This is a genomic window from Streptococcus sp. 5004, from assembly GCF_013276755.1.
GTDB lineage: Bacteria > Bacillota > Bacilli > Lactobacillales > Streptococcaceae > Streptococcus.
The window spans coordinates 1-18519 of record NZ_VMLP01000001.1 but is presented as its reverse complement, the minus strand read 5'-3'; the positions used below and the strand labels follow the sequence as shown (position 1 = coordinate 18519).

Here is an 18519-nt window from a genome sequence, read left to right as displayed (position 1 = left end):
CTAGTTTTCAGTCACTTGCAACTGAAGGCTAGAGTTTTTAAAATAGGTCATTTTCTTCTGGGAGGAGGATAGTCTCTCTACCATCCATATCTAAAACCAGAACTCTCGGGGGATAAAGAGGGTCGAAAGGGTGGTTAAAGTCAAAATCAATGGCTGTAGGGAGGTGTTGACTTGAGAAGTGGAAGGTAATTTTTCCTTGGTTATTGAGCAATTGAAACTCGAGTTCCTCCTCCAATTCAAAGACATTTTTTAAGAAGTGGTCGATGATGTACCAAAAAGAGTCAATAACATCATCAGGCAAGCTGGTAACAATGCCAAAACTAGCTGACCGCATATGGGTATTGGTAAAAGCCATATTTCTTCCCCCTTTCTTTTCCCTTATCATACAGCAAATAGGATTAAAAATCAAGAAAAGGCGATTTTTTCTTCATAAACATAGCTTTCTATGAAATTTTTTCAAATAATCTTCAAAAAAAGCTTGAAAGTGTTTACAAATAGTGATAAAATGGAATAAGTAGAAGCATGAAAACGAAATTTTCATACCGTCTCTTTTTTGGAGTCTCGTGAGGTATGATATAGAAAGGAAATGGAATGAATACAGACGATACAGTAACGATTTATGATGTCGCCCGTGAAGCAGGAGTTTCAATGGCGACGGTTAGCCGTGTAGTCAATGGCAATAAGAATGTAAAAGAGAATACTCGTAAAAAAGTGCTTGAGGTGATTGATCGTTTGGATTACCGTCCAAATGCTGTGGCGCGTGGTCTTGCAAGTAAAAAGACAACCACTGTCGGTGTGGTGATCCCAAATATTACCAATGGCTATTTCTCAACGCTTGCTAAAGGGATTGATGATATCGCTGAAATGTACAAGTATAATATCGTTCTTGCTAATAGTGATGAGGATGATGATAAGGAAGTTTCAGTTGTCAATACCCTGTTTTCTAAGCAAGTGGATGGTATCATCTTTATGGGCTACCACTTGACTGAAAAAATTCGTTCAGAGTTTTCTCGTTCTCGAACACCAGTTGTTCTTGCAGGAACTGTGGATGTAGAACACCAACTTCCAAGTGTTAATATTGACTACAAACAAGCTACGATTGATGCAGTGACCTACCTTGCTAAAGAAAATGAGCGCATTGCTTTCGTAAGCGGTCCACTAGTGGATGATATCAATGGTAAGGTTCGTTTGGTTGGCTACAAGGAAGCCTTGAAAAAAGCAGGTATTTCTTATAGCGAAGGATTGGTATTTGAGTCTAAATACACTTATGAAGATGGTTATGCCTTGGCAGAACGCTTGATTTCATCAAACGCAACTGCAGCAGTTGTAACAGGTGATGAGCTGGCAGCAGGTGTCTTGAACGGCCTTGCTGATAAGGGTGTATCAGTACCAGAAGAATTTGAAATCATTACTAGTGATGATTCACAAATCTCACGCTTTACCCGTCCAAACTTGACAACTATTGCCCAACCTCTTTATGACCTTGGGGCCATCAGTATGCGTATGTTGACCAAGATTATGCACAAGGAAGAGTTGGAAGAACGTGAAGTTCTCTTACCTCATGGTTTGACAGAACGTCGCTCAACACGAAAACGGAAATAGAAAAAATCAGGGAATCGTGCAGATTTCCTGATTTTGCTTTCTGGAGAAGAGACTTACCCTTCCATATAGTCTTTCAAAGCTGGCCCTGTTAGTCCGGCATTGAGGGCAATGAGGAGCTTTAGGCGGGCTTTTTGGGCGTTGAGTTCTTTAACAAAGAAGACACCAGATTTTTGCAACTGCACGCCCCCGCCCTGGTAGGCATAAACAGGTTCCGCAATACCGTTAAAGCATCGTGAAACAAGGGCGACTGGGATTCCTTGTTGCAGAAGGCTTTCTAATTTTTGAGCCGTTTCTTTGGGAACATTGCCCGCCCCGAAGGCTTGGATAATCAAACCGTCCAATTGTTCCAAATCCAGCATATCAATCAGCTCATCTGTCATACCAGCATAAGCCGAGATGATAGGGACCAAGCCTTGTATGTGATCAAGGTCAAAGCGAACACGAGGTTCAGCTGTTTTAAAGTATAGGATTTCCCGCTTCGTAATCAGACCAAGTGGCCCATGTGTTGGGGTCTGGAAGGTGCCGACGTTGGTCGTATGCGTTTTGGTAACATACTTGGCAGCATGGATTTCATCGTTCATAACAACCAAAACTCCTTTATCAGCAGCCCTGTCATCGCTAGCCACTCGTAGAGCACTCAGATAATTATAAACACCATCACTGCCGAGTTCGTTGGAGCTGCGCATGGCCCCTGTTAGAACGATAGGCATATGGGGAACTTCCATTGTATCAAGGAAATAGGCTGTTTCCTCTAAAGTATCGGTTCCATGTGTAATCACCACTCCATCGTAGTTAGCAGCTTCCTCTTTAATTTTCTGGTAGAGAGCCAGCATATGCTTGGGTTTGATATGGGGACTTGGCAGGTTAAAAAAGTCTAAGGCGTGGACTTGGATTCCTTCAAGTGGGTTGGACACATGGTTCATGGGATTATCTGAACTTGTCACAACAGCGCCAGAAGCATCGGCCTGCATAGAAATAGTCCCACCCGTATGTAAAACAAGGATTTTCTTAGGCATGATTTACTCACTCTTTCTGAAATGTGGTATAATCATTGTATCACAAAAGGGGAGATTGGGATAGGATGGAAGTCAAAGCTGTTTTTTTTGATATCGATGGAACCTTGGTTAACGATCGCAAGAGTGTTTTGAAATCCACTAAGGACGCGATTAAGATTGTCAAAGAACAAGGGGTGTTAGTTGGTGTAGCGACAGGGCGAGGACCTTTTTTTGTTAAGGAATTGATGGACGATTTGGATCTGGACTTTGCGGTAACCTACAATGGCCAGTATATCTTTACTAAAGACAGGGTCTTGTTCACGAGTCCTATTTCCAAGTTACATTTGCGCCAGCTAATTACTTATGCTAAAAAAGAGGGTAAGGAGATTGCCCTAGGGACCAAGGATGCCATGTTAGGTTCCAAAATCATGTCCTTTGGTTTGGGTTCTTTTTCCCAACGAATCAGTCGCTTCGTTCCCTCTGTTTTAACTCGAACGGTGAGTCATTCCTTTAATCGTATGGTCAGCAAGGTTGTTCCCCAAAAGGAAGAAGACCTACTTGATCTGATGAATCAGCCTATCTACCAAGTTTTGATGCTGATGACGCCAGAAGAATCTGAGAAGGCGGCAGCTGATTTTGAAGACTTGAAATTGACACGTAGTAATCCTTTTGCAGCGGATGTCATCAATCAAGGAAACTCTAAATTGGAAGGCATACGCCGAGTCGGGAAAGAATATGGTTTTGACCTCAACCAAGTCATGGCCTTTGGTGACTCAGATAACGACCTAGAAATGCTGGCGGGTGTCGGTATGTCGGTCGCTATGGGAAATGGTAGTAGCAGTGTCAAGGAAGTTGCTAAGCACATTACCACCAGCAATCAGCAAGACGGAATCCACAAGGCCTTGGAACATTTTGGTGTTCTAGCTTCAGAAAAAGTCTTTGTCAGCCGTGACTATCATTTCAATAAGGTCAAGACCTTCCACCACATGATGGATGAACGAACCCAAGAAGAACCACGAGCTTGGGATTTAGAAGGTGCAACCCACAGGGCTGGCTTTAAAATAGAAGAATTGGTGGAGTTTGTTCGAGCAGCCAGTCCCTCTGAAGAGGATTTTGGTCAAGCTCTATCGCAACTTCATCAAGCTCTTGATAAGGCAGCAGATAAAGTAGCCAAGAAGACACCTGCCCAGCAAGATTTGGTAGGGCAGGTGGATGCCTTGATTGATACGCTTTACTTCACCTACGGTAGTTTTGTTTTGATGGGGGTGGATCCAGAACGTATTTTTGATATTGTCCATCAGGCCAATATGGGGAAAATTTTTCCAGATGGCAAGGCTCACTTTGATCCAGTGACCCATAAAATCTTAAAACCAGATGATTGGGAAGAAAAATATGCTCCAGAACCTGCTATTAAAAAGGAACTGCAGCGCCAGCTCAAGGCTTATGAGCGCCATAAAGAGAGAAATAATACTCAATGAAAATCAAAGAGCAAACTAGGAAACTAGCCGCAGGCTGNNTTTTGAGGTTGTAGATGGACGTTGACGTGGTTTGAAGAGATTTTCGAAGAGTATAAACAGTAAACAAAAAGGAGCGCTGAGCTCCTTTTCTTCGTGACTATAGGGTTTTTTCTTGTTCTCTCACAACCAGCAAATCAACCTTAGCATGGCGGAGGATGTATTCAGATGAAGAGCCGACCAAGAGGCGTTCAAAGGCGTTGAGACCAGTTGCGCCAACAAGGATGAGGTCCACTTCCTCAGCATCGGGAATAGTACGTGCTAAGAGGGTTTTTGGATTTCCCATTTCAATGACGATATGAACATCTGCCACACCAGCATCTTTAGCACGTTTTTCGTACTCTTTCATCAGACTTTCAGCGTCGACTTGGAGTTCTTCATAAACTTCAGCATCAAAGGTGGATACGCTTTGGAGAGCGCGTGTGTCAATGACATGTGTGATGGTGAGTTTAGCGTCGTTTCGTAGAGCAGAATGAACTCCCTTGACAAAAGCCAAGTCCGCTTCTTTAGAACCATCGATTGCGACCATGATATTTTGGTAACGTTGTGCCATAATGAAACCTCCTGAAATTTTCTTACTATAATTGTAAACCTTTTCACTATAGAAGTAAAGCAAAAAAAGTATTTTTCAAAAGAATATTAGCGCTTAAAATCTATATAAATATATGATAAAATAAAAGAAAGGATAGCAGGAAAGAAGTGAGGGGGGAGAATGATGAAGCACTCTTTTCAAGAAACAAAAAATTCAAATTTCCTTTATTATGGAATCATCCTAGTTTCAGTCTTGCTAGAAGTTATCATGATCTGGCAATTAGAGAGTCTGGTACCGCTTCTTTATCCAGGGTTTATCGGCTTTGTAGTCTTTCATTTACTCTACCATTTGGTATTATTCCTAGTCGCTAAACGAAGTGGGCGTTGGGATTACTTGATGATATGGGGACTTTTCCTCATGTTCAATCTTCTTTATGACTCCTTTTTAGGCTTGCTTTTTCTAGGTTTATCTTTTGGTATGTGATGTGACTTTCGCAAAATACCTGCTATCTCCCCTGTCTTGACCTCGCTTTTAGTGAGGTTTTTCTTCTGTAGGATTTTAATAACACATTTCAGTAAACTTGTCGCAATCCCTTTCTAGTGGTATAATGTTACTATCTCGATGAATTGAGGAAACAAGATGAAAGAATATAACAAGTCTAGTAAGTTAGAGCATGTTGCTTATGATATCCGTGGTCCTGTTTTGGAAGAAGCCATGCGGATGCGAGCAAACGGAGAAAAGATTTTACGTCTGAATACAGGAAATCCAGCAGAATTTGGCTTTACAGCGCCAGACGAGGTCATTCATGACTTGATTATGAATGCGCGTGATAGTGAAGGATATTCTGACTCCAAAGGGATTTTCTCAGCCCGTAAGGCTATCATGCAGTATTGCCAATTGAAGAAATTCCCAAACGTAGATATTGATGATATCTACCTTGGAAATGGTGTTAGTGAATTGATTGTCATGTCCATGCAGGGGCTTTTGGACAATGGAGATGAGGTCTTGGTGCCTATGCCAGACTATCCTCTTTGGACAGCGGCTGTCAGCCTAGCTGGGGGAAATGCCGTTCACTATATCTGTGATGAAGCTGCAGAATGGTACCCAGATATTGACGATATCAAGTCAAAAATTACTTCCAATACCAAGGCAATCGTCCTTATCAATCCAAATAACCCAACTGGAGCCCTTTATCCGAAGGAACTCTTGCTGGAGATTATTGAGATTGCCCGTCAAAACGATTTGATTATCTTTGCGGATGAAATTTACGACCGCATGGTAATGGATGGGCATGTGCATACGCCTGTGGCGAGCTTGGCACCAGATGTCTTCTGTGTCAGCATGAATGGTCTATCAAAATCTCACCGTATCGCTGGTTTCCGTGTAGGTTGGATGGTCTTGTCTGGTCCTAAGGCACATGTTAAAGGCTATATAGAAGGGCTCAATATGCTTTCCAATATGCGCCTTTGCTCTAACGTTTTGGCTCAACAAGTCGTACAAACTTCCTTGGGTGGTCACCAATCAGTCGATGAATTGCTCCTTCCTGGTGGACGAATTTACGAGCAAAGAAATTTCATTTATAATGCCATTAAAGAGATTCCAGGTCTCTCTGCTGTTAAACCCAAGGCTGGACTCTATATCTTCCCTAAAATCGACCGCAATATGTACCGTATCGATGATGATGAGCAGTTTGTCCTTGATTTCTTGAAGCAGGAAAAGGTTCTATTGGTTCATGGTCGCGGCTTTAACTGGAAGGAACCAGACCACTTCCGTATCGTTTACCTTCCTCGTGTTGATGAGTTAGCCCAAATCCAAGAAAAGATGACTCGTTTCTTGAAACAGTATCGTAGATAGGGCTTACATTCGAAAAAGCGCCAAAAAGCAGTAAACATTTGCCTTGAGCTATTGACAAAAGTGAAAGAATCAGATAGAATAGTAAAGTATGTTTAGTAACTGATCACTTTATAGCCGGCTAAACGAATACAAAATCTATGAGGAGGTATTCATCGTGAAACGTACTTATCAACCAAGTAAACTTCGTCGTGCGCGCAAACACGGATTCCGTAACCGTATGTCAACTAAAAACGGTCGTCGCGTATTGGCAGCTCGTCGTCGTAAAGGACGCAAAGTTTTGGCTGCATAATCCAAACGAACCATAACAAAAATCAGTAGGAACTCGAGTCTACTGATTTTTATTTTTGTAAAAAAGTTCAAAAAGGCTTTATATTTTTGCTCAAATGGTGTATAATATTTCACATACTGTAAAAAATGGAGAATAATCATGAAGAAATCAAAAGTTATGCTTTTTGGAGCTATGGCTTTGACAGCAGGTCTAGCTCTAGCGGCATGTGGGTCTTCCCAATCAAGTAATGCTGAGAAAACCTACTCTTATGTATTTACTAGTAATCCTGATACCTTGGACTACATTACTTCAACACGTGGTTCAACTTCTAGTATTACGACTAACTTGATTGATGGCTTGTTAGAAAATGATAAGTATGGTAATCTCATTCCGTCTATGGCTGAGTCATGGACGGTGTCAAAAGATGGTTTGACCTACACTTATAAAATCCGTCAGGGGGCGAAATGGTACACTTCAGAGGGCGAAGAGTATGCGGATGTAACGGCTCATGACTTTGTGACAGGTCTCAAGTATGCAGCTGATAAAAAGGCTGAAAACTTGTACTTGGTTCAAGACTCTATCAAGGGCCTCGCAGAGTACGTTGAGGGGGAAACATCTGACTTTGAGACTGTTGGTGTTAAAGCAGTGGATGACTATACTCTTCAATATACTTTGAATAAGCCGGAATCTTACTGGAATTCTAAGACTACTGGGGGTATTTTGAGTCCTGTAAATGAAGCTTTTTTGAAATCTAAGGGAGATGACTTTGGAAGTGTAACACCATCCAGTATCTTGTCAAATGGTCCTTACTTGTTTAAATCTTTCTCATCAAAATCTTTGATTGAATTTGATAAAAACCCTAATTACTGGGATAAGGACAATGTAAAAATTGAGAAAGTGAAGCTCTCTTTCTTTGACGGTTCTGATCAAGATAGTTTAGCGAGAGGATTTTTGGAAGGGAACTACTCGGACGGTCGTATCTTCCCGACAAGTTCAGTGTTTAATCAGTTGAAAAAAGGGAATGAGGACAAAATCACCTACACACCACAAAACTCAATTACCTTCTATTATCTTTTTAACGTTAATCGTCAAAGCTACAAGCAGACCATGAAACAGTCTGATAAAGAAAAGACAGATTCACTTGCAGCCATGCAAAATAAGAATTTCCGTCAGGCTGTCAACTTTGCCTTTGACCGTCATGCTTATGCAGCGCAGACAAATGGTGAAGATGGAGCAGACCGTATCTTGCGTAACACGCTTATCCCAAGTGATTTTGTCCAAATCGGTGGTAAAAACTTTGGAGATGTTGTCAATGAAAAGATTATTAACTATGGTACAGAGTGGTCGAATATCAATTTGAATGATGCACAACCTGCCTTTTTGAATGCTGAAAAAGCCAAGGCAGCATTTGCTAAAGCTAAAGAAACCTTGCAAGCAGAAGGCGTGACCTTCCCAATTCATTTGGATATGCCGGTTGACCAGACGGCCAAGTTAGATGTGCAACAAGCAAGTTCCTTTAAGCAGACAGTGGAAGAAACCCTTGGGGCGGACAACGTTGTGATTGACGTAATTCAACTTTCTCCAGACGAGAAGGATCAAGCTACATTCTTTGCAGATACAGCTGAACAAAAGGACTATGACATTGATATTTCAGGTTGGAGCGGAGATTACTCAGATCCGAAAACTTATCTTGATCTCTTGGATCCAGAGTCAGGTTCACAGCTTAATAATATTGGGTTAACTGCTGGAAAAGATAATGAAGTAAAAGAAAAAATTGGACTTTCTGCTTATAAAAAGTTACTAGATGAAGCAGATAGCGAAGTTGAAAATACTCAGGCTCGTTATGAAAAATTTGCTGAAGTCCAAGCTTGGTTGACTGACAGCGCCCTCTTCCTACCGGTTCAAAGTGGTGGCGCTAATCCAATCTTCCGTAAGACTGTACCGTTCACAGGAGCCTTCTCATTCGTTGGTCATAAGGGAGATGCTGATAACTACAAATATGTTGAACTGCAAAAAGAGCCGGTAACTGCTAAACAGTACCAGGAACTCTATGATAAATGGCTAAAAGAAAAAGCTGAGTCAAATAAAAAAGCTCAGGAAGATTTAGCTAACCATATTCAATAACATTGCTAGTCATGCTTTTTAGTTAATACTCTTCGAAAATCAAATTCAAACCACGTCAGCGTCGCCTTGCCGTAGGTATGTTACTGACTTCGTCAGTTTCATCTACGACCTCAAAGCAGTGCTTTGAGCAGCCTGCGGCTAGCTTTCTAGTTTGCTCTTTGATTTTCATTGAGTATAAGCATAGTGACTGGTTTCAGAAAAAGGCCTTACCAGACGCTTTTGGTTCTGGTAGGGTCTTTTCTTTGTTTTGTGATGAAGTAAGTGGAGGGGGATAGGGCTTCAGATACCTAGAATGACTTATTTTATGTTTTTGAATGAGAATCAATTAAAATTTATAAATCTGTATAAGGGATTAGTGACAAAACGATAGCAAATAGGGTAAATTTCTATATATTTTAATTAAAGTAAAAATTAGGCTAAAAGTGGACGGGGGGGGGACTTTATGATATAATGTACGTGTATTCTTATTGCCTAAAGTAGATATATTATAATAAAATTGTATTATAGTGTATTAGTTTTTGAATAAGAAGAAATAAAAATAAAAAATGGAGATCAAAGAATGAAGTATAAGAGAACTCAGAAACGCTCTAAGCAAATGTGGCAGCGTGTAGAAAAGTTTTCGATTAGAAAGTTTAGTTTTGGAGCAGCGTCGTGTTTGATAGGGGCATCTTTAGTTGGGGCTGCTGTAAATCCGAATATTGTAGATGCGGCATTTAAACAATTAAATGGGGAAGACGGTATTGTATCGTTATATTCTAATTCTGGAGAAACTCCTGAAAGTGCAGACGGTATTCAAATTGGATCAAAAGTAAATGTAGATAAAGAAATTGGAATCGATGTAGACTGGTCACAATACACTCGCGAAAATCCAATTGTTAAAGTAACTTATACTTATAACGGTGGAGCTGATGGAAGTAGTGTAACTGGATTTGGAGGACACCGTCCACGTTTCTGGTTTACAACACCGATAGGATTAAAAGAACCTAAAGAAATTACATTAAAGAAAAATGATGGACGTCCAGTTTATGTAATGGAAAGCTGGAATAAAAATAAAAAATTCGGTTCGTTATCAAATTCGATTAATTCACGTTTCCAAACAGAAGATGACATCAATAGAGCTTATACAACACCTGATTTCCACGGTAATGATACTAAGTGGGAATCTTATAATGAAACAACAGGTGAATCTTACCGAGAATATAGCGGAAGTTTTGCGAATAAGTTTTGGTACCATATTGGGGATAGAATCTCAGATGATCCATATGAACAAGCTATTTATGAGAACTTCCGTACAAACACAAAAACGATGTATGTCGATTGGGAACGTGGAGGAATTGAAAGAGCTACGATAACAGCTGTATATGAAGTTGCCGATCCAACTTTCGGTAATGATCGTAGTACTTTAGAATTTGGAGCAGGTTTTAGGGTTGGGATTGCTCGAATGATGCAACATTACAAAACTGTATTAGCACCAGTTCCAAGTCTATATAAATTAAATGAAATTTTTGAACCATCAACACCAACTCGTGCTACAGTAGGAAATCCAAATAAATTAACAGAGAAAGAAAAAAATATTGTTAGAGATAGAATTTGGAGTGCAAATAAAGAAAATGTAACTTCAGTAGCAAGAACAGGGAAGAATAAATTAATAGAAAACCTTAAAAGTGAAGACAAAACAGAATCAATTCTTATAGATGATGATGGAACAGCAACAATTATTTATTCTGATAATAGTAGAGATGTTATTCCAGGTACATCGCTTGTTTATAAAGTGACAGAAACAAACACGCATAGACAGGGTAATGGATATGAGTATGACATTGCTCCAGTACCTGTGAAAAATATGGATCAAATAACTGAAGAAGAAAAGAAAGCAGCTATCAAATCATTTTTAAAAGCAAATGGAATCGGAGTAGAGAATTTACAGTATCACAGTGGTAAAAGCGACCTTGATTTCGAGGGTGGAATACTTCAGGATGACAAGGGAAATAAATGGTTTGCCTATGATGATAATACAGCAAATGCCAAAAATATAGGAACACATATAGGGTTTAAACCAAACAGTTCTACTGTCATGTTATCAAGAGATGCAGGATACTCTGGAGTATACACTATCCCAACTTCAGACCTTTATTATAAAGAAGGAACTAGTGCGCTAGATTTAGCTAAAAAGGATGCTGAAGCGGCAATTGATAATTTAAATTATTTATCTCCAAAAGAAAAACAAGCATTTAAAGAAAAATTAAAAGATAAAACGACTCAAGAAAGTGTCAATGCTGTTGTAGAAGAAGCTGTTGCTAAAAATAGTGAAAATGAGAAAGCATTAGAAACTAAAAAACGTGAAGTGAAGGAAAAAATTAATAACAATCCTTACTTAACAACAGCAGAGAAAAAAGAACTAGTAGATCAAGTATCGGCAGTAGTAATGACAGACCCAACTGAAGGAACTGCTACTCCTATTGAACATACAAAAGGTCTTGTTGATAAAATTTTAGACAAAGCATTAGAAAAAACAAAAGAAAAAGCAAAAGCGATCATTGATGAAATCGATAAAAATGGTGGGCAAGCAGGATATTTAGAAAAACCAACAGCAGCTCAGTATAAAGAACAAATTCAAAATGCTACTACACAGGAAGCAATTGCTAAAGTAATTGAAGATGCGCTAAATCAAAAATCTAAAAAAACTCATGATGCTGAAAAAGCTAAAACTGATGCTTTAAAAGATGAGTATAAGAAGAAAATTGATCAAGTTCCTGGTCTAACAGATGCTCAAAGAGATGAGTATAAGAAACAAATTGATGCAGCAACAACAAGAGATCAATTGGAAGATATTGTGAAGGATGCGGAAGTAAAAGCGTATCGTGATACAGCAAAAGCAAAAATTGATGCGCTTGAACACTTAAATGCTGCACAAAAAGCAGAATTGAAAACACAAGTTGATGCTGCAGGGAACAAAGCTGAAGTAGATAATATTGTGTCAATTGCTCAAGGTTTAGATTCTAAGATGGATTCTCTACAAAAATTAGTAGAAAAAGCTAAAGAAGTTAAAGGATCTGAAAAATATAATACAGCAACTCAAGATAAGAAAGATGCTTTTAACACAGCAAAAGATGCCGCTTCAAAAGTAGCTGATAAAACAACAGCTGAGCCAGAAAATGCAGCTGGCACATCAGAAGTAGCTACTTTAATTGACAATTTAGCAAAAGCTATAGAAGCTCTTACAGGTGAAAAAGTTGCTGTTCCTGTATCTAAAGATGCTTTGAAAGCAGAACTTGACTTGAACACAGATGATGCGGTTAAAAAATCACCAGCTTATGCTAAAGAGACAGATGCCGCTAAGAAAAAAGCTTATGATGATGCTTTAGCAAATGCTCAAAAAGTGTATGACAAGCAAGATGCTACTCAACCAGAAGTGGATGATGCTCTTAATACATTAAAACAAGCGCGTTTAGCTTTATCAGGTAAAGCAGAAGACTTCACTTTAGCAGTGAAAGATGGAGCAGCGAAAATCTCTGTTGTACCAAAAGCAGGAGACTCATTGTCTGAAAAAGACCAACCGACTGTAAAAGAGAAAGTAACTGCAAACGGTAAAGAGTTAGATGCTACTTATACTGTAGAATATGGAAAAATTGCAGAAAAAGGTGGTAAGACAGTTGTTCCAGTAACAGTCACTCACGATGGTATTACAAGAACAGTTGAAGTTCCAGTAGAAGGAACTGATGCTGCAAAATCTCCACTAAATGATCCAGAAAAAGTAAAAGTTAATAATATTGCTAATTTATCAGAAGATGAAAAAGCAGCCGTTAAAGCAGCAGTTAAGAAAGCAAACACAAATTTAACTGATGATCAAATTTCAGTAGACAATACAGGGAAAGTAACTGTAACGTACTCTGACAAATCACAAAATGAACTGCCTGCATCTAAGACTGTAGAAGCGAAAACTGAAGCAGAAAAAGCATTAGACAAAGCTAAAGAACAAGCGAAATCTGACTTAACAGCAGCAGCTAACAAAGAAAAAGCAGAAATTGAAGCAGACAAAAACTTAACAGAAGATCAAAAGAAAACTGAAAAAGACAAAGTTGATAAAGTTAAGGAAGAACAAGAAAAAAATATCGATAAAGCGACAACGCCAGAAGATGTAACAAAAGCAACAGAAGACGGTAAGAAAGCAATTGCTGAAGTTCACCAAACAGAGTTAGACAAAGCCAAAGAGCAAGCGAAATCTGACTTAACAGAAGCAGCTAACAAAGAAAAAGCAGAAATCGAATCAGACAAGACCTTAACAGAAGATCAGAAGAAAGCTGAAAAAGCAAAAGTCGATGAAGCTAAGAAAGCTGCAGAGTCTAACATCGATAAAGCTGGAACAACTGATGAAGTAGCGAAAGCAACAGAAGCAGGTAAGAAAGCAATTGATGCTGTTCATAAAACTAATGCTGAGCAAGCAACTCCAAATGTAAAAGATTCAGTAACTGAAGCAGGAGGAGTTCCAGTAAGTGTTGACCCATCTAACGCTCCTAAAGTAGCAGAAGCAGATAAAAAAGCTATTACAGATGCTGTAGAAGTACCAAAAGACCAACCACAACCGACAGACAAACAAGTCAAAAATGATGGAGAAATTGTGGAAGGAACAGGTGCAAATGAAGGTAAGAAAGTAGTTGTAGTAGAAGTTACTTATGGTGACGGATCAAAAGATGAAATCGAAGTACCTGTAAGAAAAGCAACTGATCAGGAAAAAGCGAAAGCTGACCTAACAAAAGCTGCAGATGCTGAAAAAGCTGAAATTGATGAAGACAATGCATTATCTAAAAAAGAAAAAGAAGCATTGAAGAAACAAGTTGATGAACTGAAAGCAAAACACGAAGAAAACATCAATAATGCAACTTCACCAGAAGCTATAGCGTCAGCCACAGAAAAAGGTAGACAAGAAATTGCTGCTGTTCATACTCCACAAGATATTACAGAAACAGCTAAGAGAAAGTTAACTCCACCAAAAGAAAAGGTTAAGGTTACAGATGTCAATCATTTAACAGATGAAGAGAAAGAAGCTGTTAAAAAAGCGATTGTGGCGACTAACCCTCAACTAGAAGAATCTGAAGTCTATGTGAGTGATAAGGGAGATGTAGCTTCTCCTAAAGGTTACTTGGAAGCAGAAAAAGTTGTTGTTCAAGCATTAAACAAACCAGCGACACCAGTCGTAGTAGCTGATCCAAATCATTTAACAAATGATGAAAAGGAAAAAGTGAAAGAAGCTGTAGCCAACGCAAATCCTGGTCTAAACAAAGATGATATTACAGTCGATGACAAAGGTAATGTAACAACTAAGAATGGTGATAAATTACTTGCAAAAGATGTAGTAACTCCAGCCCTGAACAAACCAACAACACCAGTTGTAGTTGGAAATCCTAATGCTTTAACAGAAAAAGAAAAAGAGGACATTAAGGATGCTGTCGCAGCTGCAAATCCAGGTTTAAACAAAGGTGATGTTACAGTAGATAACCAAGGAAATGTTAAAACTCCAAAAGGAAATCTACCAAAAGAAGATGTTGTCACAACAGTCTTAAATAAACCAAATAAACTTGTTGAAGTAGAAAATCCAAATAGCCTAACAGTTAAAGAAAAAGAAGCCGTTAAGAAAGCTGTTGTAGAGGCAAATCCAGGTTTAACTGAAGATAAAGTCAAAGTTGACGATCAAGGAAATGTCACAACACCACAAGGTAACTTACCAGCAAAAGATGTAGTAACTTCTACCTTGAAGAAACCAACAACCCCAGTTGAAGTTGTCAACCCATCTAAACTGACAGAACCAGAGAAATCTAAGATTGTAGAAGAGATTATTAAAAATAATCCAGGTTTAACAGATAAAGATATTAAGGTTGATGATCAAGGCAATGTTGAAACACCAAAAGGCAACTTACCAGCAGAGGATGTAGTGACACCAGCCTTGAAAAAACCGACAAATCTTGTCCCTGTTAAAGATGTCCATAACTTAACAGATGCAGAAAAAGACGCTGTTAAGGATGCTGTTGTAACTGCAAATCCAGGCTTAAACAAGGACGATGTCAAGGTTGATGATCAAGGCAATGTTGAAACGCCAAGAGGTAATTTACTAGCAGGAGAAGTTGTAACACCAGCCTTGAAGAAACCTGTTACACCTGTAGAAGTTAAAGATCCTAAAAACTTAACAGAAGCAGAAAAAGACGCTGTTAAGGATGCTGTTGTAGCTGCAAATCCAGGCTTAAACAAGGATGATGTTAAGGTTGATGGTCAAGGTAATGTTGAAACACCACAAGGTAATTTACCAGCAAAAGATGTAGTAACACCAGCTTTGAAGAAACCTGTCACACCTGTAGGAGTTAAAGATTCGAATAACTTAACAGACAAAGAAAAAGAAGATGTTAAGAAAGCTATTGTTGAAGCAAATCCAGGCTTAAACAAGGACGATGTCAAGGTTGATGATCAAGGAAATGTTGAGACTCCAAACGGAAATCTACCGAAAGAAGATGTAGTAGTACAAACTGCTAAAGGGCAATCAACAAGTATCTTCAAACCAGAGTTAGACTTACAAACTGCTTTAGTATCCGGAAAAGTAACTGTAGAAAAAGGTAAAGGCTTAACTGACGAAGACATCCTAAAACAATTAGCACTAGCTGATGGACTAACAGCGAAAATCACTTTTAAACCAACTACAACAGAAGCGGGAATTAAAGAAGCAGAGGTGGAAGTAACCCTAGCGGATGGTAGCAAAGTAACTGTAAAAGTACCGGTTGAAGTAGTTGATTCTTTAGGCACAGCTGATAAAGATAATGATCTTGCTAAGGCGAAAGAAGCTGCTAAAAAACAAGTAGAAGAAGCTGCTAAGAAAAAACTTGAAGAAATCAAGAACAATAAAGACTTAACAGAAGATCAAAAACAAAAAGCTGAAAAAGAAATCAATAAAGCCAAAGAAGATGCTAATAAAGCTATTGACCAAGCATCATCAGCAGGAACAGCTAAACAAATTGCAGATCAAGCAAAAGAAAATATTGAAAAATATGATCCAAAAGCTGATGCAGAAGTTAAGAAACCAGATGTAACAAACCTTGATGAAGAAAAAGCGAAAGCAAAAGCTGAAATACTAGAAGAAGCTCAAAAACGCATTAACGAAATCAAGAACAATAAAGATTTATCAGACGAAGCGAAAGCCAAAGCTATCGAAGAAATCAATAAGGCCAAAGACAAAGCGATTGAAGACATCAACAAAGCTCAATCTAAAGATGAAATCAACGCGGCGAAAGAAGCTGGTATTCATAAGATAAATGAAGTTCAACCAGATGGCTCTATTGCATCTAAATTCGATCCGAAAGTTCCTGAAAACAAAGTGGAAGTGGAAAATCCAGCAAAACTTTCAGATGAAGAAAGAGAACAAGTTCGTCAAAACATCGAAGGAGCTAACACATTCCCAGATGGAACAACAGTAGAAGTAAAACCAGATGGAACAGCTGTTATCACATATAAAGATGGTTCAAGCGATACGATTTCTAAAGATAAATTAGTAGCGCCAGCTAACAAAGAGACAGGAACAATCGCGTCAAGAACCGAGCCAGTTATTCCAGGAAAAACACAAGTAGGAAACACTACTAAGTTAACACCAGGAGAACAAGCTGCGGTTAAAAAAGCGGTTGAGGAAGCGAACAACTTCCCAGCAGGAACTACAGTAGAAGTAAGACCTGATGGAACAGTAGTCATCACCTATCCAGATAAATCTGTAGATACAATAACAGGGGATAAACTTGTTGAAAAAGGAAGTAAACAAGAAACTCCAAAAGTTCAGACAGATGCAGAGAAGAACCCAGCGCAAGTTCCAGGAAACTTTGTACCTGTTGAAAATACTCACAACTTGACACAGGCGGAGCAAGATACTGTAGCAGCTAAGGTCAAAGAAGCAAATCCAGCGGCGACAGATGTTAAGGTATCTAAAGATGGAACAGCAACGCTAACATATGGAGATGGTTCAGTAAACACAATTCCAGGAACCAGTCTAGTAGTAGCCAAAGATACTGACAATGAAGCTGCAACACAAGCCACGCAAAATCCAGCAGTGGTGCCAGCAACTACAGAAGTCGGGAATGCTCATAGCTTAACACCTGAGGAACAAGCTGCAGTAGCTACGAAAGTGAAACAAGCAAATCCAACTGCTACAGATGTTAAGGTATCTAAAGACGGAACAGCGACATTGACATACTCAGATGGTTCAGTCAATACAATTCCAGGAACCAGTCTAGTAGTTCAAAAAGAGGAAACTTCAACACAAGAGCAACCAACAATCGCAGAGAAGACAAAAGTAATCATCCCAGCTAACCCTACAAAAGTAGCAGAAGCTACAAGATTAACAGATGCAGAAAAAGAAGCTGTTAAAAAAGCTGTAGTAGATGCAAATGGATTCGGAAGCGATGTTAAAGTTGAAGTAGCTGGAGATGGCACAGCGACAATCGTCTTTAAAGATGGTTCAGCTATTACAATTCCAGGAAATCAATTGGTAGCACAAGATCCAAAAGCACAAGATAGCACTAAACTGACTGCTGAAAAATCAACTGTTAAAGCGCCTGCTCAAAGAGTAGATGTAAAAGATATAACTCATTTAACAGATGAAGAAAAAGAAAAAGTTAAGGTTGCTATTTTACAAGCAAATGGTTCAGCATTAGACGGAGCGACAATCAATGTAGCTGGAGATGGTACAGCAACAATCACATTCCCAGATGGTTCAGTAGTGACGATTCTAGGGAAAGATACAGTTCAACAATCTGCGAAAGGTGAATCTGTAACTCAAGAAGCTACACCAGAGTATAAGCCAGAAACTACACCAGGTGGAGATAATGGAGGCAATACTGGAAGCTCAGATGCTAATGCGAATGCAGGCGGTGGTAGCCAGGCAGGCGGACAAGCTAATACAGGTTCACAAAACCCAGCTCAATCACAAGCTTCTAAGCAATTAGCTACTGAAAAAGAATCAGCTAAAAATGCCATTGAAAAAGCTGCCAAGGACAAGCAGGATGAAATCAAAGGCGCACCGCTTTCTGATAAAGAAAAAGCAGAACTTTTAGCAAGAGTGGAAGCAGAAAAACAAGCAGCTCTCAAAGAAATTGAAAATGCGGAAACTGTGGAAGATGTGAAGGAAGCAGAAACGATTGGAGTGCAAGCCATTGCCATGGTTACAGTTCCTAAGAGACCAGTGGCTCCTAATGCTGCTCCTCAGGCAACAAGTGCACCGCAAGCAACTGCAGGAACAATGCAAGATGTTACCTACCAGTCACCTGCTGGCAAACAATTACCTAACACAGGTTCAGCATCAAGTGCAGCACTTGCTAGTCTTGGTCTAGTGGCGGCAACAAGTGGTTTTGCTTTGCTAGGAAGAAAGGCTAGACGTAGAAAATAGGACAGCTAGAACATTCTATTCTCTACTTAAAGTTAGATTATAAGGGGGATTTGGAGAAGTCATCAATCCTAGTGATGGGTGAGAGAAGAGAGAACCCAAGATAATCACATACTTTATACTCAATGAAAATCAAAGAGCAAACTAGGAAACTAGCCGTAGGCTGTACTTGAGTACGGCAAGGCGACGTTGACACGGTTTGAATTTGATTTTCGAAGAGT

At 39.3% G+C, this 18519-nt stretch carries 10 protein-coding genes and 1 pseudogene; 8 read left to right on the top strand and 3 right to left on the bottom strand.

Annotated features, from left to right (window positions below; translation table 11 throughout):
• Nucleotides 1–37 precede the first annotated feature (37 nt).
• Nucleotides 38–355: a DUF960 domain-containing protein gene (locus HT685_RS00050; protein ID WP_000886035.1), complete on the bottom strand. Its 318-nt coding sequence runs from the start codon at nucleotides 353–355 to the stop codon at nucleotides 38–40.
• Nucleotides 356–591: 236 nt separating this feature from the next.
• Here HT685_RS00050 and ccpA point away from each other — a divergent pair, with 236 nt between their 5' ends.
• Nucleotides 592–1602 (top strand): catabolite control protein A, encoded by a 1011-nt coding sequence (gene ccpA / locus HT685_RS00045; RefSeq protein ID WP_001090627.1) that lies wholly within the window; start codon nucleotides 592–594, stop codon nucleotides 1600–1602.
• 53 nt (nucleotides 1603–1655) lie between these two features.
• Here the strand turns inward: ccpA and HT685_RS00040 are convergent, their stop codons facing one another.
• Nucleotides 1656–2618 carry an asparaginase gene (locus tag HT685_RS00040; RefSeq protein ID WP_173278896.1) on the bottom strand — a complete coding sequence of 321 codons (963 nt, stop codon included), beginning with the start codon at nucleotides 2616–2618 and terminating at the stop codon, nucleotides 1656–1658.
• Between the two features lie 65 nt (nucleotides 2619–2683).
• Between HT685_RS00040 and HT685_RS00035 the strand changes: the two genes are divergently transcribed.
• Complete coding sequence (locus tag HT685_RS00035) at nucleotides 2684–4075, top strand: Cof-type HAD-IIB family hydrolase (RefSeq protein WP_173278895.1); 1392 nt, start codon at nucleotides 2684–2686, stop codon at nucleotides 4073–4075.
• A gap of 136 nt (nucleotides 4076–4211) precedes the next feature.
• Here the strand turns inward: HT685_RS00035 and HT685_RS00030 are convergent, their stop codons facing one another.
• Nucleotides 4212–4664: a universal stress protein gene (locus HT685_RS00030; RefSeq protein ID WP_173278894.1), complete on the bottom strand. Its 453-nt coding sequence runs from the start codon at nucleotides 4662–4664 to the stop codon at nucleotides 4212–4214.
• A gap of 159 nt (nucleotides 4665–4823) precedes the next feature.
• Between HT685_RS00030 and HT685_RS00025 the strand changes: the two genes are divergently transcribed.
• The 6 genes and pseudogenes from HT685_RS00025 (at nucleotide 4824) to HT685_RS10315 (ending at nucleotide 18301) form a co-directional block, all read left to right on the top strand.
• A complete protein-coding gene (locus HT685_RS00025; protein WP_173278893.1) occupies nucleotides 4824–5126 on the top strand; it encodes a hypothetical protein in 303 nt (100 codons plus the stop codon).
• Nucleotides 5127–5282: 156 nt separating this feature from the next.
• Complete coding sequence (locus HT685_RS00020) at nucleotides 5283–6497, top strand: pyridoxal phosphate-dependent aminotransferase (protein ID WP_173278892.1); 1215 nt, start codon at nucleotides 5283–5285, stop codon at nucleotides 6495–6497.
• A gap of 154 nt (nucleotides 6498–6651) precedes the next feature.
• Nucleotides 6652–6786 (top strand): 50S ribosomal protein L34, encoded by a 135-nt coding sequence (gene rpmH, locus HT685_RS00015; RefSeq protein WP_000831905.1) that lies wholly within the window; start codon nucleotides 6652–6654, stop codon nucleotides 6784–6786.
• A gap of 138 nt (nucleotides 6787–6924) precedes the next feature.
• Entirely contained in the window at nucleotides 6925–8889 is a 1965-nt protein-coding gene (locus tag HT685_RS00010; RefSeq protein WP_173226013.1) for a peptide ABC transporter substrate-binding protein, read from the top strand.
• A gap of 559 nt (nucleotides 8890–9448) precedes the next feature.
• Nucleotides 9449–17149, top strand: a pseudogene (locus tag HT685_RS00005) (DUF1542 domain-containing protein); the annotation flags it as partial.
• Nucleotides 17132–18301, top strand: a complete 1170-nt coding sequence (locus HT685_RS10315) for a DUF1542 domain-containing protein (protein WP_345789529.1) — start codon at nucleotides 17132–17134, stop codon at nucleotides 18299–18301. The pseudogene HT685_RS00005 and the gene HT685_RS10315, both read left to right, overlap by 18 nt.
• Nucleotides 18302–18519: the final 218 nt, after the last annotated feature.